This is a genomic window from Ciceribacter thiooxidans (genome assembly GCF_014126615.1).
GTDB classification, from domain to species: Bacteria; Pseudomonadota; Alphaproteobacteria; order Rhizobiales; family Rhizobiaceae; genus Allorhizobium; species Allorhizobium thiooxidans.
Map to the genome: position 1 here is coordinate 1,519,419 of NZ_CP059896.1, position 22,496 is coordinate 1,541,914.

A 22,496-nucleotide genomic window follows, 5' to 3' on the forward strand; every position below is an offset into this window, starting at 1 on the left:
GCGCCGGCTTTCGATCTGGTTTAATGGGGGTGCTGGGCGGCGATGCCGGCGAGCTGCTGCTGGTCCTCGACCTTTTCCTCGCGGATCTCCTCCAGCCGTTCGGCGACGAGCGCATCGACCGGGTTCGGTTCGCGTTTCCACGGCCTGCGCCCCTTCAGGACGCCCGATTCGTGGACGATCTCCGCGACATATTCCTCCTGGCGATAGGCCATAACGTGGATACCGGAGACGCCTGCGATCTCCTTCACCTCGTTGATGATGTCGATGCAGAGCTGCTTGCCTTCCTTCTTCTGGTCCTGAGCCCCTTCGAGGCGGGCGATGACGTGATCCGGGATATGGACGCCCGGCACGTTGGAGCGGATCCACTTGGCGGTCTTGGCGGACGCCAGCGGCCCGACGCCGACGAGGATGAAGCATTTCTCGTCGAGGCCGAGATCGCGGACCTTCTGCATGTAGGTCTTCAGCATCGGCACGTCGTAGCAGTACTGGCTCTGCACGAACTGGGCGCCGGCGGCGATCTTCTTCGCCAGCCGGTGCGGCCGGAAGTCGTAAGGCGGCGCGAACGGATTGATCGCCGCGCCGAGGAAGACCTGCGGCGGCGTCGTCAGCTTGCGGCCGGAGAGGAACTTCGCCTCGTCGCGCATGGTCCGCACGGTTTCGAGCAGCGACATGGAATCGAGATCGAAGACGGGCTTGGCGCCCGGCTGGTCGCCGGCCTGCACGCCGTCGCCGGTGAGACAGAGGATGTTCTGCACGCCCATGGCGGAGGCGCCGAGCACGTCGCCCTGGATGGCGATGCGGTTCTTGTCGCGGCAGGCAATCTGCATGATCGGCGCATAGCCCATGCGGGTCAGGAGCGCGCAGATGCCGACGGAGGACATGTGGCAGTTGGCGCCCGATGCATCGACGGCGTTGATGCCGTCCACCCAGCCGTCGAAGATCGCCGCGCGTTCGTAGACGTCGTGCGGATTGGCGCTGTCGGGCGGGTTGAGTTCGGCGGTGACGGCGAATTCGCCGCGGCGCAGGACGCGCTCAAGGCGGCCGCGGGAGGAATGGCCGGGCAGCGGATCAAGCGGCAGGCCGGGATCGACGGGATTGATGTCGGGGCTCATGCGTTCTCCCCCTTCTTGGCGTTTTCGCGAGCGGCGGCGGCTTCGGCGGTCACCCGCAGCCAGGACGAGGTTTCGCGCAGCGACTGGTTCACCGGCTTCTGGACCTTGAGGATCGCGTCGCCGTTGGCCATGTTGCGGGAGCCGGCCCAGGCCTGCACCCAGACGCAGGGCATGTCAGGCTCGACCTCGCAGTGGCCGTTGGCGCGAACGCCGCCGCAGGGACCGTTCCGGAGCTGCTTCGGGCAGTTCATCGGGCAGGACATGCCGGTCGAGGACAGCACGCACTGGCCGCACATGCGACAGTCGAAGAGCAGGCCCTTGACGTTGCGTTCGACGAAGGTCACCGGCCGCTCGACGCGGCCGTAGCCGATCCGGTTCCAGACCGGATGCAGCCACAGGAACGCGTCGGCGAAGCGGCCGTAGAACCATTCGAGAAAGCGCGAGTGGCGCACCGACCAGAGACGGATGGTATAGGAACGGCGGGCGCGGCGGTTCGGCGACACCGCCGCGGGCGTATAGGCGCCCGTCGCCGCCTTCTTGGCCGGCGCCGCATTGCCGGGGCCGGGTTTGCCGTCAACCATTGTCGCGTCCTCCCTTCTGGACGAGCGCGACGAGCCGCGCCTTGTCATATGCCTCTTCGATTTCGGCCGCGGCCTTGTCGGCTTCGGTTTCGAGATCGTCGGAGACCGGCACGGGGTCGCCCTTGCGCCATTCGGCCAGATAGTCGTCGGTTTCGGCGGCGCCGGTGCGCATCGCGCACATGTCGATCGCCTCGGTGAAACGCAACGACAGTTCGCGTTTTGCCGTCTTCCTGCCCTGCTTGACGATCACCTGGGCGGGAATGTCGCGCCAGTAGACGATGATGCGGTCTGCCATGCCTTTTCGGTCTCCTTTGCCACCACATTGCACAGGCCCCGTGCGGCGGACTGCGCTTGCGACGACGTCGCACAGAGCAAAAAGCGACGTCGCAGAAAATTAGAGCGTTTGTTCCGTCGATCGCCCCGGAACCTACCAGATGCCGCGGGTGAGGCCGTAGCGCAGCCAGGTCCAGAGGGGTGGCGGAAAGCGCAAATGCGACGGCCCTTCGGCAGGCATCGGCCGCAGCCGACCGTGGACGGCATCCTCGACCGCCTGCTCGACGATTCCGAGCGAAGCGATGGTCAGCGTCAGCGGATAGGTGGCGATGAAATCGCCGGGCTCCGGACGGGTGCGGACCTCGTAGAGCGTGCCGCCGGTGTCCGTGCCGGCATCGACCAGGTGCACGGTGGCGCCGAAATTGCCCGCATCGCCGAGGGCCAGTGACCAGTAACCGCCCATCTGGCCGCGATAGGCGGGATTGATGCCGGCATGGAGGTTGAGGACCGGGCAGGGGAGTTTTTCCAGGGTCGTTCGCGTCATCAGCCGGGTGCTGACGAGCAGGATGACCGCGGGTCTAAGCTCCCGGACGAGCTCGACGCACCGGGGATCGTTGATCGAGGCAACCCGGCTTGCCGGCACGTGTTGGGGCATGACGGGATCGGCGTTGCGGCGGTGGCAGATCTCAGCGGTACGGCGGGCGGCAAGCGGCCGGAGAAAGCGACCGGCCATCATCGTCGCGAGCTGCCCGAGCGCATTCGGCCAGCCAAAGCGGCGCGCCCGGCGTCGGGTAATCCCGGATTTCGATTCCGGTTCTTCGAGGATGACGTGGAGGTTCCGCCAGCGCGCGACGAGCGCATTGATGACGACGGCGGGATTGGGTCCACCGGCGGTCATCACCACCACCAGGGCGTCTTCGGCACTCACCGTCGGAGGTATGGTCATTCGGGACTCGCAGGACGGGGCCGCACGGGCTGGCTCAGAAGACGAGGGCGATTATAGCACCCGCCGTGAGGACCACAAACCCGGCGAGCAGGAGGGCGACGACGCCGACAAGGCAGCCGATCAGCACGCCGAGCCCGTCGCGTTCGGAATGGGCGAACCCGATGATCGCCAGCGCGAAAGCGGGCGGCCAGTTGCCGAGCGGGATCGGCAGGATCACCACCACCGCGAGGAGAAGGACATAAAGCCCGAGAATGCGTTCGGAGAAGCGGCTGCCGAGAAACCAGTAGCGCGGGCCGAACAGCCGCTCGGCGACACGAAGGGAGGGAACCAGCTTCTCGACGATCTTCTCGAAGGTGGAACGGGCGACGCCGTAGTCGCCGAGCCAGCGCGGAAGAACGACGCGACCGTGCGGCGAAGCGATCATCTGCCAGGCGACGACGGCGAGCGGAAGGCCGAGCACGAGCGTCGCGCCGGGTGGCGCCGGAACGAGATTGGGAAGCGCGAAGATCAGGAGAAAGGCACCGAAGGAGCGGTCCTGCAGGGCGACGGCGACATCGCCGACGGTGGTGCGCTCATGCGGCGCCTGCGCCAGTCGCTCCAGCAGCCGCGAGAGATGTTCGCCCGGCCTGCCTTCTCCGTCGTGGTCGAAAGCTGCCGTCACCGCGTCCGCTCCCTCCGTCATTCGCTCCGTTGCATTCTCCATGAAAACCACCGTGCACGGAAAATGTTGCGACCGAATTAAGGCAAATGCCGCGGGCAGTCGGAACGCGGTGCCGGTTTTCCGGGAGATTCTGCAACCATTCGGCGATTTCGCTCGCCACATAAACAACCAGAATCGCGAATAGGATTATATTCCTTCGATGTGGCGTGCCGCATCGGAGATGAGGAAAAATGGCCCTCTGCGAGATGGGCCCGCTGAAGGAGACGCGGAAATGACCTATTACAAGCGCGAAAGCGAAACTCTGGTTCTCAGTGCCGCCGGTACGTCGCCAGGCACCGGCTGGGTGGCGACGACCGTACAGAATGCGATGAACTATGCCCGAACGAACGGGCTCACCCTGGTGCTGCTCAGCGGCGTCTTTTCGACGGGCGCGCTGAATGTCGATACGGCGACAGGAAGTGGAAAGACGCTCACCATGCGGGCGGCCGTGGCCGGCGCCGCGACGCTGCGCTTTACCGGCGGCAGCTACCTGCTTCAGGTGAACGGGATCCACGATGTTTCGATTTCGGGCGTGGCATTCGACGGCCAGAACGCCGCAATCAGCGACGGCTCCAACCAGGCCGGCCTCGTGCGCTTTCAGAACTGTACCGGTTTCAACCTGGCAGGCTGCAAGGTGACGCGCAGCACGAAGACCGGCGTGGTGGCGCTCGCCGCCGCTCGCGGAACGGTCGCCGATTGCGCAATCGACAACTGCTCGGTCGGCGTTCTCGTCTACAACAGCCGCGTCGACGTGATCCACAACCGCATCATCACCTGCGCGAACAACGGCGTCTATGTCTGGCGTGAACCGGCCGGAGGCGGCGTCCAGTATGACGGCTCGACGATCATCGACAATGTCATCGCCGACATCGCGACCGCGGGCGGCGGCACCGGCCAGAACGGCAACGGTATCGTGGTCTATCGGGCTCTCGGCGTGAAGGCGTCCGGCAATACGATCTCGGACGTGCAGTACTCCTGCATCCGCTTCAACGCTTCCGGTGCGGCGCAGATCACCGGCAACCACTGCATCTCGGCGCGGGAATGTTCCATCTTCGTCGAGGCTACCACTCCCGGCCTGAACCTCGACGGCGCGGTGCTTGCCGACAACATCATCGAGCAGGCGGGTGACGGCATCAAGGTCGTCAATCTCGGTCTCTACAGCGACGGTATCGCCCGGCGGATCGCGATTTCCTCGAACCACATCCGCCACATTACCAAGAACACGATCAACGATCCGGGCTATTCGCCGACCATCACGAATGCCTGCGGCATCCAGGTGGAGGGGCTCTGCGTGCTGACCGGCAACATGATCGAGGATGCCGCCGGATTCGGGATCGTGCTCGGCACCAACGAGGCGACCTACGACCTGCTGGCCACCGGCAACCTGATCCACGCCTCCGTCACCGGCATCGGCTGTTCGAACAACGCGTCCGCCGGCCGGATCTCGATCGTCGGGAATGTGGTCAGCGGCGCGACGAACGGATCCATCGTTCCGGTGGCGTTCAACGGCGCGAGTTTCTACCGCGTCGGTTCGACCGAGCTCGCCAATACCGCCGACAGCCAGACCGGCAACGTCTATCTGGGCAACAATCGCGGCTACTGACGCTGGCGCAGCAGGCAGCCGGGGGCGGGGAAACCCGCCTCCGGACGGTATTCCGGACTGATGATTTGGAAGCCGTGCTTTGCCTTGCTTTTACCCAAAGCCGGTGCGATGGACGCTCTCGCAGATTCCCTGTGGAACAAGAGAGGAGAGGTTTACCCCGTGTCCTTCACCCGCATCTCCGCGGCCGCCCTGATCGGCCTTGCACTTCTTTCGCTTGCCGGCTGCGGCAATACGATCCGCGGCATCGGCCGCGACGTCGGCAACGCCGTCGACGCCACGCAGGACGCCGGCCGCAGCGTCGCCCACTCGGTCGACTGATCCAACGTCGAGAGCCGCTTAACGGGCCTCAGTCGCCGGTCCTGGGATCGGCGAGCGCCTTCAGTTCGTGTTCGAGATCGCCGTAGCCGGTGAACCGGTATTCGTAGGCGAGGCCGAGCCGGGCTGCGGCTTCGCGCGCCTTGACCTGCAGTTCGGGATCTTCCTGCTGCGAGAGGTAGACGAGCTTCTCGTAATTGCCGAAGTAGATGTCGCGGAGTTCCGGGTGACGGTCGAGGCCGAGCGGCTCGATGACGAAAGCCTCGAACTGGCGGGCGAGAAAGTCCGTGAGGAAAAAGGTGGTGACGTCGTCCTCGCGAGCGGCGAAGGCGTCGTTGCCGGAAAAGAACGAATAGCAATGGGGCCCGGAAAGGCGCTCCACCCCCTCGCGGGCGAGAACGACATCGAGGAGCCCGCCGGTGCCGCAATCGGCATAGGCGACGAAGACGCGGGCCGCACCCGCCGCACGTGCCTCGGCGATCGCCTGTTCGACGCCCGGCGCAATCTTTTCCGGCGTCGCATGCCAGATCGCCGGAAGGCAGGTGAGCTCGATATGATCGAGCCCGTTCATCCGGGCGACGGCGAGGATCTCGCGGGCGATGGCGCCGCAGGCGATGACGTGAACTTTTTGCCGGCCTCCGCGTTGGAGGGAGGCAGAGCCGACAACGTCATCACCATCGTTTACGGAGTTCTCGATCATGATCTTCAGGAAACTCGCAATCGCTACGGTTCTTCTCGCGTCGGGTGTCGCTCTTGCCGGTTGCGGCAACACCATTCGGGGGATGGGCAAGGACACGGCCAATGCCGTCGACGCGACCCAGGCCGCCGGACGGGATGTCGACAACGCCGCGAAGTAGGCTGCGGCAGGGGCACATCCCGATGTCACCGCAGTCGCTTGCGAGGCTCAGTGCCTATTATATGGTTGCCGCGATCGTAGCGGCAAGCCTGTCGTCGGTCTGGCCGCACACCGGCCAGCAGACGGGGCCGGCGGTATTCACGGTCGCCGCCGGGGAAACGGACGCCGGCCGCTGAGGCGGCCGGCGCAGCAGCTAGGACGGTGGCCGCGGATCGCGGCCGCGATCACGCGCGGGCGCCGAGGCTGTTGTGGCGACGGGCGACGTATTCCTTGGCGGTTTCGACGGCTACCGCCGCGTCGCGACAATAGGCATCGGCACCGACGGCCTTGCCGAATTCCTCGTTGAGCGGCGCGCCGCCGACGAGCACGACGTAATCGTCACGGATGCCCTTTTCCTTCATCGTGTCGATCACGACCTTCATGTAGGGCATCGTGGTGGTGAGCAGCGCCGACATGCCGAGGATATCGGGCTTCTCGCGCTCCAGCGCTTCGAGATAGTTTTCGACCGGATTGTTGATGCCAAGGTCAATAACGTCGAAACCGGCGCCTTCCATCATCATGCCGACGAGGTTCTTGCCGATGTCGTGGATGTCGCCCTTGACGGTGCCGATGACCATCTTGCCCTGTTTCGGCGCGCCGGTGGCGGCGAGCAGCGGGCGAAGGATGGTCATGCCGGCCTTCATGGCGTTGGCCGAAAGCAGCACTTCCGGGACGAAGAGGATGCCGTCGCGGAAGTCGACGCCGACGATGCGCATGCCCTCGACGAGGGCCTTGGTCAGGACATCGTAGGGAGCCCAGCCGCGATCGAGCAGGATGCGGGTGGCTTCCTCGATTTCCTCCTTGAGGCCGTCATAAAGGTCGTCGTGCATCTGTTGCACGAGCTCGTCGTCGGACAGATCTTCAAGAATGATTTCGTCATCTGACATTGTATTGGTTCCCGCTTGCCTGAAACGCGATTCCGATTGCAGTTCGAGACTGCCTGTGATGCAGTTAAACCGCAATATAGCAGAAACCCCCTTTCGAATGCGACGTCGCGTACAGCGAAAAGCGACGGCGGCGAGAAGGTGGATGCCGGTCGGGTGCCCGTCCCGCGGCGCTCGATGTCTGTCTCATGCAAGTGGTTGGCGCATTAAGGAAGGTTTCACGCCTCAAAACGAATAGCATAGCCGCGATAACGAGCGCCGCTCGGGCGCGAGAGTGAGGAAAAGACCATGGACGAGACGACAGAGCAGACGGGCGCCGCCGCAGGCCGGCGTTCGCGGGGCGAGGGCCGCGGGGCGGCCGCACGCCGGGCATCGCGCGGAGGAGCGGGCGCGGGCCCGCAGATGCCCTACATCACCCGCAAGATCCCCGTCTACGAGGTGCTGGACGAGGAAGGTCTCTCGATCATCGAGCGCAACGCCGACACCGTGCTCGAGGAGATCGGCATCGAGTTCCGCGACGACGCCGAAGCGCTCGACATGTGGAGGAAGGCCGGCGCCGATGTGAAGGGCGAGCGCGTGCATTTCCCCAAGGGGCTTTGCCGCGAACTCTTGAAGACGGCGCCCTCGGAATTCACCTGGCACGCGCGTAACCCGGAGCGCAGCGTCCAGATCGGCGGCAAGGCGACTGTGTTCGCGCCCGTCTACGGTTCGCCCTTCGTGCGCGACCTCGACGGCAACCGCCGCTATGCGACGCTCGAGGATTTCCGCAATCTCGTGAAGCTCGCTTATATGGCGCCGTCGATCCATTCGTCGGGCGGCACGGTCTGCGAGCCGGTCGACATCCCGGTGAACAAGCGTCACCTCGACATGGTCTACAGCCACATCAAATATTCCGACAAGCCGTTCATGGGGTCGGTCACGGCGCCGGAACGCGCGGAAGATTCGGTCGCCATGGCGAAGCTGGTCTTCGGCGACGAGTTCGTCGAGAACAATTGCGTGATGCTGAACCTCATCAACGCCAACTCGCCGATGGTCTTCGACGAGACAATGCTCGGCGCCGCCAAGGTCTACGCCCGGCACAACCAGGCCTGTGTCCTATCGCCGTTCATCCTGTCCGGCGCGATGAGCCCGGTCACCGTCGCCGGCACGCTGACGCAGATCCTCGCGGAAGTGCTCGCCGGCGCCTCCTTCACCCAGCTCGTGCGTCCCGGCGCGCCGGTGCTCTTCGGCACCTTCGCGGCCTCGATCTCGATGCAGTCGGGTGCGCCGACCTTCGGCACGCCGGAACCGGCGCTCGTCTCCTACGGTGCCGCCCAGCTCGCCCGCCGTCTCGGACTGCCGTTCCGGACCGGCGGCTCGCTCTGTGCCTCCAAGGTGCCGGACGCCCAGGCCGCGCATGAAAGCGCCAATACGCTCAACATGACGCTGCTCGCCGGCACCAACTTCGTGCTGCATGCCGCCGGCTGGCTGGAAGGCGGGCTTGCCGCCTGCTACGAGAAGTTCATGATCGACCAGGACCAGCTCGGCATGATGCAGAAGATGGCCGCCGGCGTCGATCTCTCCGAAAGCGGCCAGGCGATGGACGCGATCCGCGAAGTCGGCCCCGGTGCCCACTATCTCGGTTGCGCCCACACGCAGGCAAACTTCCAGACGGCCTTTTATCGTTCCGCGCTCGCCGACAACAATTCGTTCGAACAGTGGGAGATCGAGGGCAAGAAGCGGATCGAAGACCGCGCCAACGCGCTCTGCCGTTCGTGGCTCGACGCTTACGAGGCGCCGCCTCTCGACGAGGCGATCGACGAGGCGCTCACCGCCTACATCGCCAAGCGCAAGGACGAGATGCCCGACGCCTTCTCTTGAAGGCATCCCGAAGCCAGGGAGCAAGGCGGAGCGGTGGCGGTGGCCGACATGATCCAGGAGGAGGTCTGGCGCCCGCATTACAAGTTCGAGGGGCCGCGGTGAGCGGCCCCGAGAGCCTGCGCGCGGCGCTCCGGCCGCACGGGCTCATGCCGCGCGGCAGCGTGCATTTTCCGCAGGGGGAGGGTGGACCTCGCCTTCCCGGCGGCAAGACGGCCCGCACCGTCGTGCTCGTCGGCCATGCCGGCGGCGCCATGTGGTGGGCCTTCTGCGACTGGCGGGCGAAAATGCCCGCCGATCTCGCCGATCCTCTCGACACTTGGTCGAAGGCGGTGATCGGCCCGATCGCCGCGGCCTTCGGCGCCTTTCCCTACTATCCCTCCGATCCGCCCTACCAACCCTTCCAGCGCTGGGCAATCACCGCCGAAGGGCTTGCGGCTTCGCCGCTCGGTATCCTCGCCCATCCCCGCTACGGCCTCTGGCACGGCTATCGCGCCGCGCTCGGCTTCGCGGAGGTTTTCACGGAGGTCGAGACGGAGGAGGGGAAGGGGACGCCGGTCTGCGAAAGCTGCCGCGAGAAGCCGTGCCTGACGGCCTGTCCCGCGGGTGCGGTGACGGTGGCCGGTTTCGATGTTACCGCCTGCCGACGCCATCTCGCCACGGAAGAGGGGCGGACCTGTCTCGAAGAGGGGTGTCTCGCCCGCGCGGCCTGCCCGGTCGGCCGCGACTACACCTATCCGGCGGACCAGATCCGCTTCCACATGGCGGAACTTTCGCTGCCCGCCGGCTGAGCGGCTTCCAACGCAAGGGCAAGTGCGGCATAAGTCGCAACACCGGCCGGTGATGGCACGGCAAGCGACAGGAACGATAAAATCCATGCGGGTTCCAGGCATTTGCGGCCGAGGCGTCTTTGTCGCCGTCATGCTGATGATTGCGTCAGCGTCTCTTTCACGACCCGCGATCGCCGCCTGCCGCGACCTCGTCGTCGAGAACGCGGCCTACACGGTCTGCGACTTCGATCCGAAGGCAGAGGAAATCCGCGTCTATCACAGCGATCCCGACGGAAAGCCGTTTTCCGGCTTCGATGCGCTGGTGCGGCAACTCTGGGAGGAGCGGCACTATCTCGTCTTCGCGACCAACGGCGGCATGTACCACGACGACCTCTCTCCGGTCGGGCTCCTCGTCGAATACGGGATCGAGCGGCGGCCGATCACCACGAAGGCAGGGTGGGGCAATTTCCATCTGCTGCCGAACGGGGTGTTTTCGATGAAGGACGGCAGGGCGGCGATCACCGAAAGCCGGCGCTATGCCCGCGCCCACGCTGCTGCCGACTATGCGACCCAGTCGGGGCCGATGCTGGTGATCGAGGGTGCGCTGCACCCGAAATTCCTGCCGGACAGCGACAGCTTCAAGATCCGCAACGGCGTCGGCGTCGACGGGGACGGCAAGGTCCATTTCGTGATTTCGAACACGCCGGTGCGTTTCTACGATTTCGCCCGCCTCTTCCGCGACACGCTCGGTTGCCCGAACGCGCTCTATCTCGACGGGACAATTTCGAGTGCCTACATCCCCGAGCGCGGGCGGCGCGACCGGCTCTTCCCGCTCGGCCCCATCATCGCGGTGATCGGCACCGTGCCGCAATTGAGCGCTGACAGCGGGCGGACGCCCTGAGAGCCGATTCCCCTCACACGGATGACTTCGGATAGGCGCGCTCGAGGCCGCCGGAGCGGTCGAGGCCGGTGCGGAAGGCGCGGTAGGCGGGGTGCTGGCCGGATTTCGCCGCTTCCGAAAGGCGGATCTGCAGCCGGGCGGGTGCGGCGTTGCCGAGCCACTCGCCGCAGCGTTCGAGTTTCAGGGAATTGAGGAAGGGCGCGGCCGCCGCACGGTCGAGATAGAGGTGCAGGCCTTCGAACAGGCTTTCGTCCTGGGCGGGGTTCTCGAAGAGGAGTTTGAGGAAGGCCTGGTCGGCATCGGCAAGTGTCGCGAGCTTGTCGGCGACGGTTTCGCGGTCGGGGAAGGGGAGCGATTGCGCGGACATGACGTGTTCCCTCGTCTTTTCGATTCGGATGACTTTTCATCCGGATAGGACAGCCGGTCCGGTGGCGCAAGCACGGGAGACGGCTGCCCGGTGAATGACCGGACAGCCGATGCGATCAGCCGCGGCGGCGACCGCGACGTTCGCGGCCGGCATCGCTTGAGGATTCCTCGGCGGTCTTGTTGCGCAAGGGGCCGATGTGCTCGACGATGGCCTCGATCGTCGGGCGGGGGCCCGGCGTATAATTGTCGAGCGCCTGCCGCATGGCGGCGAGGTGGCCGCAGGACGTGCCGCAGCATCCGCCGATGATCTTCGCGCCGGCGTCGCGGGCAAGCTTGGCATATTCGGCCATCAGCGGCGGCGTGCCGGAGTAGTGGATTTCGGCGCCGCGATATTCGGGGATGCCGCAATTGCCCTTGACGATGACGGTGGCGGCCGGATCGGCGGACGTCATGTCGAGCAGGCTTGCAAGGATGTCGGAGGCGCCGACGCCGCAATTGGCGCCGACGGCGACCGGGCCTGCGCCGATGTCCTTCGCGACACCGTGGATGTCCTTCGGCGCAAGGCCCATCATCGTCTTGCCGGCGGTATCGAAGGAGCCGGTATAGGTATAGGGCAGGCCGACCTTGACGGCGGCTTCCGCCGCGGCACGGATTTCCTCGGGCGAGGACATGGTCTCGATCCAGGCGATATCGACGCCGCCGGCTTTCAGGCCCTCCATCTGCTCGACGAAGGCGGCGACGGCATCCTCGTAGGTGAGCGCGCCGAGCGGCTGCAGGAGCTCGCCGGTCGGGCCGACGGAGCCGCCGACGATGACCTTGCGCGGCGCCTTGTCGGCAACGGAGCGGGCGATTTCGGCGGCCTTCCGGTTGAGATCGAAGACGCGATCGTCCGCCTTGTGCAGCTTCAGGCGATGACGGGTGCCGCCGAACGAATTGGTGAGGATGATGTCGGCGCCGGCATCGACGAAGTCCTGGTGGAGCTTGACGATCCGCTCCGGGTGGCTCTCGTTCCAGAGCTCGGGCGCCTCGCCAGCTTCGAGTCCCATGGCGAACAGGTTCGTGCCGGTCGCGCCGTCGGCGAGCAGTACGCCCTTTTCGGCAAGCAGTCTGGAAAGCGGATCGGAAGCGGTGGTCATGGGTCGTCCCCTCTAAGAAATCTGTCGGTCAACCCATAGAGAATGCCGGTCTGCGCCGCAACGGGATTTGCCGGCTGCGTCGCCTGCGGCTCAATCCGCGGCGGGCGATGCAGCGGCCGATGTCACGATGGCCGCGAGGATGGTCGCGTGATCGACGGTTCCGACGATTGCGCCATCCGCATCGACGACGACCGCATTGGACCGGCCGGCGCCGGTCATCGAGCGTGCGGCATCCTCGAGGAGAGTCGAGGCGGGCAGGGCGAGGTCCTGCGCGGTGCCGTCGAAGGGCCGCATGACGGAGCCGAGTTCGATCACCCGGCCGCGATTGACCTGCTGCACGAAGGCGGCGACGTAATCGTCTGCGGGGGCAAGCACGATCTCCTGGCCGCTTCCCTGCTGCACGATCTCGCCGTCGCGGAGGATGACGATTTTGTCGCCGAGCGCCAATGCCTCGTCGAGGTCGTGGGTGATGAAGACGACCGTCTTCTTCAGTTCCGCCTGCAGGTCGAGGAGCATCGAGCGCATGTCGACGCGGATCAGCGGATCGAGAGCGGAGAAGGCCTCGTCCATCAGCAGGATGTCGGCGTCGGTGGCGAGCGCCCGGGCGATGCCGACGCGCTGCTGCATGCCGCCGGAGAGCTGGTTCGGATAGTGGTCCTCGTATCCGGAAAGACCGACACGGGCGATCCAGCGGGCGGCGCGTGCTCTCCCTTCCCGACGGGGAACGCCCTGGACTTTCAGGCCGTAGAACGCGTTTTCGAGAACCGTGCGGTGGGGTAGCAGGGCGAAATTCTGGAAGACCATGGCCGTGCGATGCCGGCGGAAGTCCCGAAGCTCGGCGGCATTCATGCGGCAGACGTCGACGCCGTCGCAGAGGACCTCGCCGGCGGTCGGCTCGATCAACCGGTTGATGTGGCGAATGAGCGTCGACTTGCCGGAGCCGGAAAGCCCCATGATGACGGTCACCCTGCCGGCGGGAATGGTCATGTCGATATTCTTGAGGCCGAGGACGTGGCCGTGGCGGGTGTTGAGCTCGGCCTTGGAGAGGCCGGCCTTCACCGCGTCGACATAGCGTTCGCCGTGCGGGCCGAAGATCTTGTAGAGGCCGCGGATCTCGATCCGGCCCTCAGCCATGGACGACCTCCAGATGCCGCTGCAGGCGCTTGCCGTAGGACTGGCTCGCCCGGTCGAAGACGACGGCGATCGCGACCAGTGCGAAGCCGTTCAGGAAGCCGACGGTGAAAAACTGGTTGGTGATCGCCTGAAGCACGTTGCGGCCGAGCCCGCCGACGCCGATCATCGAGGCGACGACGACCATGGCGAGCGCCATCATGATCGTCTGGTTGACGCCGGCCATGATGGTCGGAAGCGCCAGCGGCAGCTCGACGTCGAAGAGCCTGTGGCGGGCGGAAGAGCCGAAGGCGTCGGCGGCCTCGACGACTTCACGGTCGACCAGACGGATGCCGAGATTGGTGAGGCGGATCATCGGCGGTACGGCATAGACGACGACCGCGATGAGGCCGGGCACCTTGCCGATGCCGAAGATCATCACTACGGGGATGAGATAGACAAAGCTCGGCAACGTCTGCATGACATCGAGGCCGGGGATCACCGCCGCCTGTAGCCGGTCCGAGCGCGAAAGCGCAATGCCGAGCGGGATGCCGACCGCGACCGAGACGGCGGTGCAGACGGTGACCATGGCGAGCGTCACCATGGTATCCTCCCATAGCCCGAGGAGCCCGATCGTGACCAGAGCGGCGATCGCACCGACGGTGATGCGGAGATCGCGGCCGACCGCGTGCACGACGCCCGCGACGACGAGCAACACGAGCGGCCAGGGCGCATCGACGAACAGCTTTTCGAGGTTGTTGAGGAGCCATTGCAGCGGGTCCGTCGCCCTGTCGATCGCGTCGCCATAGGTGCGCACGAAGGTCTTGAAGGCGGCGTCGACCGATTTGCGAGCTTCCCGCAGCAGGCTGTCGTCGAGCGCGGGGAAACGGCAGGCGATTTCGGGCAGGGCGGCGCAGATGCCAGAGGCCATGTCTCGAGGTCCTTTCGGGATGCCGGCGAGAGAGGTCAGCACCGGGGGCGAACGGAGGCCGGCAGGAGGCGGCCGCGCACGGGAGGCGCGGCCGTTGTGCGGTTCAGAGCGATTCCTTGATCTTTGCCGCGACGTCGGCCGGCACCCAGGTCGTCCAGAGGTCGGGATATTCCTTGAGGAAATGCTCGGCCGCCTCTTCGTTGTCCGCCTGGTTTTCATCCATCCAGGCAAGCACGGAGCCGACCGTCTGGTTGTCCCACTTGCGGGTCTTCACATAGTCCATCGCAACGCTGGCCTTTTCGGCGAAGGCCTTGGTGACGACGGTGAAGACGCCGGCGACCGGATAGGAGTTGACCTTCGGGTCGGGGCAATCGGCGACGCCGGTGCAGCGGTCCCATTCGGCCTTGTCGTGCTCGACGCCGAAGCTCAGCTTCACCATCTCGTACTTGCCGAGGATCGCCGTCGGCGCCCAGTAGTAGCCGAGCCAGCCGGTCTTCTTTTCGAAGGCATTGGCGATCGAGCCGTCGAGGCCTGCGGCCGAGCCGGTGTCGATGAGCTCGAAGCCCTTGTCCTTCGCCCCCACCGCCTTGAAGAGGTTGGCCGTGGAAATCTGGCAGCTCCAGCCGGACGGGCAGTTGTAGACGGCGCCTTTCGACGGGTCTTCCGGTGCAGGGAAGAGTTCCGGATGCGTCAGCGCCGCCTCGACGGTCCTGATGTCCGGATGGGCGTCGGCGAGGAACTTCGGTATCCACCAGCCTTCGACGCCACCATCGCTCAGGATCGGTGCGGCCCGGATCAGCCGACCTTCCTTGACGGCGGCATCCATCGCCTCGCGCACCGAGTTGACCCAGAGCTCCGGCGCCATGTCGGGTTCGCCCTTCTCGTTCATCGAGGCGAAGGTCGGCACGGTGTCACCGGTGACGAGCGTAACGTTGCAGCCGTACCCCTTTTCCAGGATGATCCCGTCCACATGAGCGGCGATGCCGGCCGAGGCCCAGTTCATTTCGGCAATCGAGACATCGCCGCACTCGGCGGCTCCGGCGGTCCCTGCAACGGACTGAAGTCCGGCGGCGAGGACGGCGGCGGCGAAAAATTTCATCATGTCTTCGGACCTCCTGGTCTTTTGGTTCCCTTGTCGTTTTCCCTCTTCGACGGTTTCCGTCGCCTGCAATGCCGCTCCGCTTCTTTCGCCCATACGACAGATTTGCCGCGTCATTGTGACAGCGCTCCCAAAGAAGGGATGCGCGACGACAGGAGACGCCCAGCATCCGCACAGGTGCCGGAAGTATTTCAGATGCGCCCCGACGAAAGCGTATCGTCTCCGACGAAGAAATCAACCTTCGGACCGTGTGTCTGCGTTAACAAACAATTTCATCCGGCTGAAAGTAAATGATTTTTACTATGTTATAAAATGTTGCGCACGATGAACGGCATCGCACAAAAGATGTGGACCAGCCGGTGCAGGTAAACCATCCGGTAAGAATGTCCGGCTATGGCTGTCGGTGCGGTCTCTCGCCGTCGGCGTCTCCGGATCAGGTTTTTTGCGTACCGGAGACGCCCATAAATCCGGCTGCCGTTGCCCCCTTCGGCGCGATCCGGTCGACCGCACCGATCTTGCCGGCGTCAGGTCGGCTTTTCTTTTTCGAACGAAAGCGAACACGAACGTCGCGGCGGGCCGAGGGGCCTTGCGGCGCAAGCGAGATTTCGGCAGGAGAGAAGGGCCGAGCGGCCCCGAGGCCGAGGCGCAGTTGCGAGGTCCGGGAGAACGGCGGTATGGCGAAGGCGGTAATGTTGCAGGGGACCGGATCCGACGTCGGCAAGACCGTGCTGGTCGCGGGCCTCTGCCGGCTCGCCGCCAATTACGGGCTGAAGGTGCGCCCGTTCAAGCCGCAGAACATGTCGAACAATGCGGCGGTCGCCGACGACGGCGGCGAGATCGGCCGGGCCCAATGGCTGCAGGCGCTCGCCGCACGCACGCCGTCTTCCGTCCACATGAACCCGGTGCTCTTGAAGCCGCAATCCGACACGGGCAGCCAGATCATCCTGCAGGGGCGGATGTTCGGCCAGGCGAAAGGCAGGGATTACCAGCGGCTGAAGCCGCAACTGCTCACTGCCGTGCTCGAGAGTTACGAAAAGGTGCGCGACGGCGCGGACCTCGTGATCGTCGAGGGTGCCGGCTCGCCGGCGGAGATCAATCTCAGGGCCGGCGACATCGCCAATATGGGCTTTGCGACGCGGGCCAACGTCCCCGTCGTGCTGGTCGGCGACATCGACCGCGGCGGCGTCATCGCCTCGCTGGTCGGCACACACACCATCCTGCCGCCCGAGGACCGGGCGATGATTACCGGCTACATCATAAACAAGTTCCGCGGCGACGTTTCGCTGTTTGCCGACGGGATCACCGCCGTCGAAGGCTTCACCGGCTGGCCGTGCTTCGGCGTCGTGCCGTTCCTGAAGGCGGCCGCCCGGTTGCCGGCCGAGGATTCGGTCGTTCTGGAGCGGCTTGCCGGCGGCAGCCGGGCGGCGCTCAAGGTCGCGGTGCCGATGCTTTCGCGGATCGCCAATTTCGACGATCTCGATCCGCTTGCCGCCGAGCCTCAGGTGGAGCTGGTCTTCGTGCGTCCCGGCGAACGCATTCCCGCCGATGCCGGCCTCGTGGTGCTGCCGGGTTCGAAGTCGACGATCGGCGATCTCGAGGATGCGAGGCGCCAGGGCTGGGACGTCGACATCGCCGCGCATGTGCGTCGCGGCGGCCGCGTGATCGGCATTTGCGGCGGCTACCAGATGCTCGGGACGAGCGTCGCTGATCCGCTGGGGATCGAGGGAGCAAACGAGCGGATCGACGGGCTCGGCCTCCTCGACGTCGAGACGGTGATGGCGCCGGAAAAGACCGTCCGCAACAGTACCGCGCATTCTGTGGACTATGATGTCCCGCTCTCCGGCTACGAGATCCACATGGGGCGCACCGAGGGGCCGGATTGCGCCCGCCCGCCGGTCACGATCGATGGCCGCGCCGACGGGGCGAGTTCGCCGGACGGAAGGGTCACCGGCACCTATCTGCATGGGCTTTTCGGCAGCGACGCCTATCGCGCGCGGCTGCTTGCGAGCTTCGGGATCGAGGGCGGCGGCGAGAACTACCGCGCCGGCGTCGAGGCAGCGCTCGACGATGTCGCCGCCGAGCTGGAAAGGGTGCTGTCGCGGGACTGGCTGGGCCGCCTGCTAGGATAGCGACAGGGCAGCGTCATAATTTCCGCCCCTTCGTCGGGAACATCCTTCCTCCGTGGACGTTTGTCGCCCGCCATGGAGGACCACATGAACGAACTGCATATCACCTGGTGCAAGCCCGTCATCATCCGCCTTCCCTCGGGACTGACCCGTCGATTCGACGGCCCCTACGAGGCTAAGGACTTCCTTGAAAACGAATGGCCGATTCGCCGCGGTAGGCACCGCGACAATGCATCGCGGCAGTGCGAAGCCGCCCTGAAGCGCATCTGCAGCGCCGAAATCGCGCGGGAGGCCTTCATCGCCGCGGCCATCGAGGCAGGCTGCTACGATGCCGGCGAAATTGCCGCCGCTGCCTGATTTTCTTCAGTTTTCGACAATTCGCACCGGCGCGGAAACGCGCCGGTGTCGCAGATTGTCAGCCGATAGGAACGGCCGCACGCTGCGGCAATACCCAAAATTTCATATGCCTAAAATTTGATCTACAAACACAATGAAGACGTAATCGCAAGTATCCATGCTGGGCGGGCAGGTCTCCTGCTGACTCTCAGGGTGGAACTAACATGCGGCTTAAATCTCCTTCATTCTCGTTCAAGTTGCTTTCGGGAATCGCTCTCGCGGCGTTTCTTGGGGCGCAAGTATATCTCCGGACGCGGCCTCCGCACAGGAAGCTCCGCACTTGACGAAAGTCAAAGCGGCCACCGTCCAACGCAAGACGGTCCAGTTGACGGCCTACATTACCGGCTACAGCTATTGGGACAACACACCGCCGGGTTCGGCGGAGATCGCACGTCCGGTCGTCCATCGCCTCGCCGGCGGAAAGGGCAGTTACGCCGATCCGATCACACTGGCCGTCGGTCACTCGATCGCCAACGGCCGCCAGACGCTCGACGTGCCGGCGGGGACACGTATCTACCTCAAGCGACTGAAGAAGTACGCGATCGTCGAGGACGTTTGCGGCGACGGTCCGCGCCCACAGGCGGGGCCCTGCCATACCGGCCATCGCGGACACCCGTGGTTCGACATCTATGTCGGCGGCGGCAGCAGCACCGCGAGCAAGGCGCAGGCCTGCATGAACAGGATCACCGCGCTACAGACGGTCATCATCCATCCACGGAAGGACCTGCCGGTGGTTGCCGGTGCGTTGACGGAAAGCGGCTGTCGGGTCTTCTGACCGGGCTTGCCGTCGGCCGGGGGAGGCGAGTCTCGACGCGTACGGCTTCCCCGGCCTTCGAGATGCCGGCCCGGCCGGCCTTGCGCCAGCGCATCAGCTGGCCGGTGAGCGCCAGCGCGATCGCCCGGTAGGTCGAGAGGCAGAGCAGCTGGCGATAGAAGAGCCGCTGAAGCGGCAGCAGGAGAAGCAGACGCTTGTCCTCTCCCTTTTCGAATCGGAAGGCCATCAGCCCGAAGGCGAGGTCCGACAGGATGAAGGCGCCATAGGCGGCCATGACATAGGGCGAACCCTCCGACCATGGCGCAGTCGGGTCGAGGTAGAGCGTGATCGCCCGGTCGATGAGCGTTGACAGGAAGATGATGTCGACGAGCGGCGCCAGCGCGGTCATCACCACGCCGAAGAGCAGAAGGTCTGTGATCGAGACGAGACCGAGGCCTTTCATCTCGGTGACGGCGCCGCGGTGCTTCCAGCCGGTCTGCATCATGCCGAAGAGCCAGCGCAGGCGCTGGTGCAGGAAGCGGTCGAGGCCGGTCGGCGCCTTGGTGAGCGCGATTGCCCCTTCCTCGTAGACGACCTTGTAGCCGGCCCGGATGACCGACACCGTGAGATCGGCGTCCTCGGCGAAGGTCTGGCGTGAATAGTAGCCGGCTTCCTCGACGGCCTTGCGGCGCCAGGCGCCGATGGCGCCGGGGACGACCAGCATGCCGTTGATCCGCTCGGCGGCGCGCCGGTCCATGTTCTGCGCGGTAATGTATTCGAGCGCCTGCATGCGGGTCAGCAGGCGATCGCGGTTGCTGACCTTGACATTGCCGGCAACCGCGCCGACGGCGGGATCGCGGAAATGGCGGACGAGCTTGCCGATGGCATCCGGCGCGATGGTGGTGTCGGCGTCGATCGCCACGACGATATCGGTCTCGACATAGGTGTAGGCATGGTTGAGGGCGGCGTATTTGCCGTGGTTGCTCTGCCGCATGATGCGGACGCGGGGATCGTCGCCGTATTCCGCCACGAGCCGGCTGCAGGTCTTGTCGGTCGAGCCGTCGTCGATGACGATCACCCGGAGATCCGGATAGTCCGAGACCAGCACCGACGCCACGGTTCCGACGATCGTATCCTGCTCGCAATAGGCGGGGATCAGCACCGTGACCGGCGGTGCGTAATCCGGGTCGCGCAAGGGGTGGCGGCGGCGAAGATGTGAGGCCACGGTAACGAAGAGCACGCGGGCTATGCCGGCGACCACGGAAACCCAGAAGAGCACGTTGATCGCCACAGACAGATAACTCAGGCTCGTGAAGGAGATCGCGTCGAAGGTGGTGTCCGGGCCTTCGGCCGGGGGCATAATCTTGTCGGCGGGCAGGCCGAGCATGTCGGCCAGCGTCACGAAGTGGTAGCCTTCGGTGCGCAGCGTGTCGACGAGGAGGGCCGTCGCCTCGACGGTCGCCGTGCGATTGCCGCCGCCGTCATGCAGGACTATGACGTTGCCGGTGCCCGCCTTCAGGTCCCGCAGGACCGAAGCGACGATTTCATCGGCGGAGATGCCCCGCCAGTCCGGCGGCACGATATCGGCGCCGGCGACGATGTAGCCCTGCTGGTCGAGGAGGCGCATCGGTCCCGCTTCGGCGCCCGTCAGTGGGCCTTCGCTGCGACCGTAAGGCGAGCGGAAAAGCAGCGTCTGGCGACCGGTCAGGCTCGCGATCAGCCGTTCCGTGGCATTGAGCTCCATGCGCGCCCGCCAGTTGGAGGCGTTCTCGAGCGCCGGGTGGCTGAAGGTGTGGACGCCGATCTCATGGCCATCGTCGACGATCCGGCGGATGATGTCCGGATTGTCGAGTGCTTCCTTGCCAATGACGAAGAAGGTGGCGGGTGCCTTTCGGGCCGCGAGTTCGTCAAGGACGCCGCTGGTGTAGACCCGGTCAGGGCCGTCGTCGAAGGTGAGCGCCACCATTCCGGGCTTGCCGGCGCCGTAGCGCAAAACGGTGAACGGTTCAGCCGCACGCGCGTAGTCCTCGGCGATGACGAGGCCGGTTGACGGATCGAGAACGACGTTGCGGATACCGGTTTCCGGCGCGCGCACCAGCTTGTGAAAGGCACCCTTGCCATCATAGCCGACGTAATCTCCGATCGCGACTTCCTTCAGCAACGACTGCACCGATTGATCGGCAGTGCCGCGGTCGAGCAGGCGCCAGATGGCCGGGTCTGCATCGGTCGACGGCCAGACCGCGACCGCCGGCATCGTTCCGGTGCGCGAGAGCGCGACCAGCTGGTTGTGGAAGGAGGCCGCATCCAGCATCCAGATGCGGTGGCGGTTTCCGGCGTCGTCGACGAACCGCGTCGTCGGGTTGAGCGAGACCGGATCGAGCCGGATGCTGCCGCCGTAGAGACCGGAAAGACGGGCCGCCTCCGAGAAGGCGACCGGCCGCGGCGCGCTGGAATTGCTGACCCAGTCGTAGCCGCCCGTACCGAGCGCGACGATCAGTTTTTCGGCAGGAACGGCACCGGCGAGGGGCGAAAGTGCGGTCGTCAGCGAGCGCTGGGGCGCAAGCGGCGTCGGCCGTGGGCTGTCACCGGGGTCCTGGAAGGCCAGCACAACATAGCGGTCGATCACGGCGGCGAGCGCCGGCTCGCTCCAGGGCGCTTCCGAAATCGGGGTGACGATGCAGGTTCGCCGGCCCGCGGGAGCGAAGGACTGCTTCAGCGTGGCGAGCAGGCGTGCCAGATCAAGATAGGAGGTTTCCGGCACCGCGGCGGCATCGAGGCAGATGCCGTCATAGTCCCGCAACTGAACCTCTCGCGCCAGGGCCTCGGCGATCCGCGTCGAGGTCACCGGGGAGGCGAGGGCGGCGGCGGTCGTTTCCGGATCGTTGTCGGCGGACAGTTCCACGACCGGAAGCAGGGTGAGCGTCGGGCGCCGCCGTGCCACGAGCTCGGCGATACGCTGCTGGTGGGGGGCGGAAAAGCCCAAGGGGACGAGGTCGCCGTCCGGCAGGGCGATGCGGTACCATTCCGGCAGCAATCCGTCCATTACGGGCAGGTTCTTCCGCAGCGAAAGATCGCTCCATTCCGGCCAATAGGGGAGATAACCGAAGACCTGTGGCGGGATCGTCCGCGCCGAGGAGGAGGACGGCGTGACCGCAGCCGGCGCGGGTGGCGGAGCTGCCGACATGTCGATGGTCTGCGGTGCGCCTGCGCCGTCACGCAGGATACCCGGCGAGGGAAGCTTTCCGAGCAGATAGAGGCTGACGCTGAAGGCGCCGAACCAGAGCACGAAGAAGGCAAGCACGAGCGCTGCGCCGACCTTGACGATCGTTCCGCGTCTCGATCCCGGAGCGTAGAAAATGGGCGCGTCTTTCTTCGCCCGGCGTCCGCGCGCGTGACGGACCGCCGGCAGCATTGGCCTCTGCTGCACGGTAGGTACTCTTTCTTGCCCTAAAAATTTACTGGATATGTAGCATCTATTCGAAAATAATGAAGTTGACCAAGGTCAAAGACGTGCATTTATCCTGACTAATTTAGGGTATTTTTGATTTCACGGGCCAACCGTCCTCAATAAGAGGTCTACGCCCGATCGGCTGGTTCGTCGCCTCGCCTCTTCGGGTGAAAAACGGGCTATGTCTCCTGTCGTCCGGAGGATTAACCCCTCTGGGCGACATGACCGGCGGGAGTCGCGGCGGGCGGCAGAAGGTCGCGCAGCGCCGGGGGACTCGTGTCATTGCCGAAGAT

Annotated in this window: 23 protein-coding genes; 10 read left to right on the plus strand and 13 right to left on the minus strand. The window is 65.3% G+C overall.

The genetic code is table 11. The features are described from left to right. Positions 1-20: 20 nt before the first annotated feature. From H4I97_RS07175 to H4I97_RS07195, 5 genes are all read right to left on the minus strand, one after another. A complete protein-coding gene (locus tag H4I97_RS07175) occupies positions 21-1,112 on the minus strand; it encodes a methylenetetrahydrofolate reductase (protein ID WP_182307212.1) in 1,092 nt (363 codons plus the stop codon). Then, entirely contained in the window at positions 1,109-1,693 is a 585-nt protein-coding gene (locus H4I97_RS07180) for a methylenetetrahydrofolate reductase C-terminal domain-containing protein (protein ID WP_182307213.1), read from the minus strand. Before H4I97_RS07180 ends, H4I97_RS07175 begins: the two co-directional genes overlap by 4 nt. Then, entirely contained in the window at positions 1,686-1,988 is a 303-nt protein-coding gene (locus H4I97_RS07185; RefSeq protein WP_182307214.1) for a virulence factor, read from the minus strand. The genes H4I97_RS07180 and H4I97_RS07185 overlap by 8 nt, the downstream gene beginning before the upstream one ends. Before the next feature lie 132 nt (positions 1,989-2,120). Continuing rightward, the gene (locus H4I97_RS07190) at positions 2,121-2,912 is read right to left on the minus strand and encodes a formyl transferase (protein ID WP_244658731.1); all 792 of its coding nucleotides are present in this window, start codon (positions 2,910-2,912) and stop codon (positions 2,121-2,123) included. A 34-nt stretch (positions 2,913-2,946) separates the two neighbouring features. Next, positions 2,947-3,615 (minus strand): exopolysaccharide biosynthesis protein, encoded by a 669-nt coding sequence (locus H4I97_RS07195; protein ID WP_244658732.1) that lies wholly within the window; start codon positions 3,613-3,615, stop codon positions 2,947-2,949. Between the two features lie 229 nt (positions 3,616-3,844). On the opposite strand from H4I97_RS07195, the gene H4I97_RS07200 reads away from it, so the two are divergent. Both H4I97_RS07200 and H4I97_RS07205 read left to right on the plus strand, forming a co-directional pair. Continuing rightward, entirely contained in the window at positions 3,845-5,215 is a 1,371-nt protein-coding gene (locus H4I97_RS07200) for a TIGR03808 family TAT-translocated repetitive protein (RefSeq protein WP_182307215.1), read from the plus strand. A gap of 174 nt (positions 5,216-5,389) precedes the next feature. Further along, positions 5,390-5,533 (plus strand): entericidin domain-containing protein, encoded by a 144-nt coding sequence (locus tag H4I97_RS07205; protein WP_449250279.1) that lies wholly within the window; start codon positions 5,390-5,392, stop codon positions 5,531-5,533. Between the two features lie 28 nt (positions 5,534-5,561). On the opposite strand, the gene H4I97_RS07210 is transcribed toward H4I97_RS07205, so the two are convergent. Then, on the minus strand, positions 5,562-6,230 hold the full coding sequence (locus H4I97_RS07210) for a DUF1638 domain-containing protein (protein WP_182307216.1): 669 nt from the start codon (positions 6,228-6,230) through the stop codon (positions 5,562-5,564). On the opposite strand from H4I97_RS07210, the gene H4I97_RS07215 reads away from it, so the two are divergent. Both H4I97_RS07215 and H4I97_RS07220 read left to right on the plus strand, forming a co-directional pair. After that, a complete protein-coding gene (locus tag H4I97_RS07215; protein ID WP_129330631.1) occupies positions 6,229-6,387 on the plus strand; it encodes an entericidin domain-containing protein in 159 nt (52 codons plus the stop codon). The genes H4I97_RS07210 and H4I97_RS07215 overlap by 2 nt on opposite strands. A gap of 22 nt (positions 6,388-6,409) precedes the next feature. Beyond that, on the plus strand, positions 6,410-6,562 hold the full coding sequence (locus tag H4I97_RS07220; protein WP_182307217.1) for a hypothetical protein: 153 nt from the start codon (positions 6,410-6,412) through the stop codon (positions 6,560-6,562). A gap of 48 nt (positions 6,563-6,610) precedes the next feature. On the opposite strand, the gene H4I97_RS07225 is transcribed toward H4I97_RS07220, so the two are convergent. Continuing rightward, positions 6,611-7,312 carry a corrinoid protein gene (locus tag H4I97_RS07225; RefSeq protein WP_182307218.1) on the minus strand — a complete coding sequence of 234 codons (702 nt, stop codon included), beginning with the start codon at positions 7,310-7,312 and terminating at the stop codon, positions 6,611-6,613. 285 nt (positions 7,313-7,597) lie between these two features. On the opposite strand from H4I97_RS07225, the gene H4I97_RS07230 reads away from it, so the two are divergent. The 3 genes from H4I97_RS07230 (at position 7,598) to H4I97_RS07240 (ending at position 10,837) form a co-directional block, all read left to right on the plus strand. Further along, positions 7,598-9,169 (plus strand): trimethylamine methyltransferase family protein, encoded by a 1,572-nt coding sequence (locus H4I97_RS07230; RefSeq protein ID WP_182307220.1) that lies wholly within the window; start codon positions 7,598-7,600, stop codon positions 9,167-9,169. 146 nt (positions 9,170-9,315) lie between these two features. Next, positions 9,316-9,957, plus strand: a complete 642-nt coding sequence (locus tag H4I97_RS07235; RefSeq protein WP_244658764.1) for a ferredoxin — start codon at positions 9,316-9,318, stop codon at positions 9,955-9,957. Positions 9,958-10,042: 85 nt separating this feature from the next. After that, complete coding sequence (locus H4I97_RS07240; RefSeq protein ID WP_244658733.1) at positions 10,043-10,837, plus strand: phosphodiester glycosidase family protein; 795 nt, start codon at positions 10,043-10,045, stop codon at positions 10,835-10,837. 13 nt (positions 10,838-10,850) lie between these two features. Here the strand turns inward: H4I97_RS07240 and H4I97_RS07245 are convergent, their stop codons facing one another. The 5 genes from H4I97_RS07245 to H4I97_RS07265 all read right to left on the minus strand — a co-directional run bounded on the left by H4I97_RS07245 (position 10,851) and on the right by H4I97_RS07265 (position 15,482). Beyond that, entirely contained in the window at positions 10,851-11,204 is a 354-nt protein-coding gene (locus tag H4I97_RS07245) for a hypothetical protein (protein ID WP_182307222.1), read from the minus strand. Between the two features lie 115 nt (positions 11,205-11,319). Further along, positions 11,320-12,339, minus strand: coding sequence for a betaine--homocysteine S-methyltransferase (gene bmt, locus H4I97_RS07250; RefSeq protein WP_182307223.1), 1,020 nt, complete (start codon positions 12,337-12,339; stop codon positions 11,320-11,322). A 90-nt stretch (positions 12,340-12,429) separates the two neighbouring features. Then, complete coding sequence (locus H4I97_RS07255) at positions 12,430-13,473, minus strand: quaternary amine ABC transporter ATP-binding protein (protein WP_182307225.1); 1,044 nt, start codon at positions 13,471-13,473, stop codon at positions 12,430-12,432. After that, positions 13,466-14,380, minus strand: a complete 915-nt coding sequence (locus H4I97_RS07260) for an ABC transporter permease (RefSeq protein WP_182307226.1) — start codon at positions 14,378-14,380, stop codon at positions 13,466-13,468. Before H4I97_RS07260 ends, H4I97_RS07255 begins: the two co-directional genes overlap by 8 nt. 103 nt (positions 14,381-14,483) lie before the next feature. Further along, positions 14,484-15,482, minus strand: coding sequence for an ABC transporter substrate-binding protein (locus H4I97_RS07265; protein WP_182307227.1), 999 nt, complete (start codon positions 15,480-15,482; stop codon positions 14,484-14,486). A 671-nt stretch (positions 15,483-16,153) separates the two neighbouring features. On the opposite strand from H4I97_RS07265, the gene H4I97_RS07270 reads away from it, so the two are divergent. The 3 genes from H4I97_RS07270 (at position 16,154) to H4I97_RS07280 (ending at position 18,776) form a co-directional block, all read left to right on the plus strand. Beyond that, positions 16,154-17,608 carry a cobyric acid synthase gene (locus tag H4I97_RS07270; RefSeq protein ID WP_182307229.1) on the plus strand — a complete coding sequence of 485 codons (1,455 nt, stop codon included), beginning with the start codon at positions 16,154-16,156 and terminating at the stop codon, positions 17,606-17,608. A gap of 84 nt (positions 17,609-17,692) precedes the next feature. Continuing rightward, complete coding sequence (locus H4I97_RS07275; protein ID WP_244658734.1) at positions 17,693-17,962, plus strand: DUF982 domain-containing protein; 270 nt, start codon at positions 17,693-17,695, stop codon at positions 17,960-17,962. A 319-nt stretch (positions 17,963-18,281) separates the two neighbouring features. Then, entirely contained in the window at positions 18,282-18,776 is a 495-nt protein-coding gene (locus H4I97_RS07280) for a hypothetical protein (protein WP_210297095.1), read from the plus strand. Here the strand turns inward: H4I97_RS07280 and H4I97_RS07285 are convergent. Next, entirely contained in the window at positions 18,706-22,167 is a 3,462-nt protein-coding gene (locus tag H4I97_RS07285; protein WP_182307230.1) for a glycosyltransferase, read from the minus strand. The genes H4I97_RS07280 and H4I97_RS07285 overlap by 71 nt on opposite strands. Between the last annotated feature and the right edge of the window lie 329 nt (positions 22,168-22,496).

Bases quoted from the DNA above. Each gene is read 5' to 3' on its own strand.
- H4I97_RS07210 (WP_182307216.1), bottom strand. From the start codon at position 6,230: ATGATCGAGAACTCCGTAAACGATGGTGATGACGTTGTCGGCTCTGCC.
- H4I97_RS07275 (WP_244658734.1), top strand. From the start codon at position 17,693: ATGAACGAACTGCATATCACCTGGTGCAAGCCCGTCATCATCCGCCTT.
- H4I97_RS07220 (WP_182307217.1), top strand. From the start codon at position 6,410: ATGTCACCGCAGTCGCTTGCGAGGCTCAGTGCCTATTATATGGTTGCC.
- bmt (WP_182307223.1), bottom strand. From the start codon at position 12,339: ATGACCACCGCTTCCGATCCGCTTTCCAGACTGCTTGCCGAAAAGGGC.
- H4I97_RS07175 (WP_182307212.1), bottom strand. From the start codon at position 1,112: ATGAGCCCCGACATCAATCCCGTCGATCCCGGCCTGCCGCTTGATCCG.
- H4I97_RS07265 (WP_182307227.1), bottom strand. From the start codon at position 15,482: ATGATGAAATTTTTCGCCGCCGCCGTCCTCGCCGCCGGACTTCAGTCC.
- H4I97_RS07180 (WP_182307213.1), bottom strand. From the start codon at position 1,693: ATGGTTGACGGCAAACCCGGCCCCGGCAATGCGGCGCCGGCCAAGAAG.
- H4I97_RS07270 (WP_182307229.1), top strand. From the start codon at position 16,154: ATGGCGAAGGCGGTAATGTTGCAGGGGACCGGATCCGACGTCGGCAAG.
- H4I97_RS07200 (WP_182307215.1), top strand. From the start codon at position 3,845: ATGACCTATTACAAGCGCGAAAGCGAAACTCTGGTTCTCAGTGCCGCC.
- H4I97_RS07230 (WP_182307220.1), top strand. From the start codon at position 7,598: ATGGACGAGACGACAGAGCAGACGGGCGCCGCCGCAGGCCGGCGTTCG.
- H4I97_RS07285 (WP_182307230.1), bottom strand. From the start codon at position 22,167: ATGCTGCCGGCGGTCCGTCACGCGCGCGGACGCCGGGCGAAGAAAGAC.
- H4I97_RS07185 (WP_182307214.1), bottom strand. From the start codon at position 1,988: ATGGCAGACCGCATCATCGTCTACTGGCGCGACATTCCCGCCCAGGTG.
- H4I97_RS07245 (WP_182307222.1), bottom strand. From the start codon at position 11,204: ATGTCCGCGCAATCGCTCCCCTTCCCCGACCGCGAAACCGTCGCCGAC.
- H4I97_RS07255 (WP_182307225.1), bottom strand. From the start codon at position 13,473: ATGGCTGAGGGCCGGATCGAGATCCGCGGCCTCTACAAGATCTTCGGC.
- H4I97_RS07195 (WP_244658732.1), bottom strand. From the start codon at position 3,615: ATGGAGAATGCAACGGAGCGAATGACGGAGGGAGCGGACGCGGTGACG.
- H4I97_RS07240 (WP_244658733.1), top strand. From the start codon at position 10,043: ATGCGGGTTCCAGGCATTTGCGGCCGAGGCGTCTTTGTCGCCGTCATG.
- H4I97_RS07215 (WP_129330631.1), top strand. From the start codon at position 6,229: ATGATCTTCAGGAAACTCGCAATCGCTACGGTTCTTCTCGCGTCGGGT.
- H4I97_RS07225 (WP_182307218.1), bottom strand. From the start codon at position 7,312: ATGTCAGATGACGAAATCATTCTTGAAGATCTGTCCGACGACGAGCTC.
- H4I97_RS07235 (WP_244658764.1), top strand. From the start codon at position 9,316: ATGCCGCGCGGCAGCGTGCATTTTCCGCAGGGGGAGGGTGGACCTCGC.
- H4I97_RS07260 (WP_182307226.1), bottom strand. From the start codon at position 14,380: ATGGCCTCTGGCATCTGCGCCGCCCTGCCCGAAATCGCCTGCCGTTTC.
- H4I97_RS07190 (WP_244658731.1), bottom strand. From the start codon at position 2,912: ATGACCATACCTCCGACGGTGAGTGCCGAAGACGCCCTGGTGGTGGTG.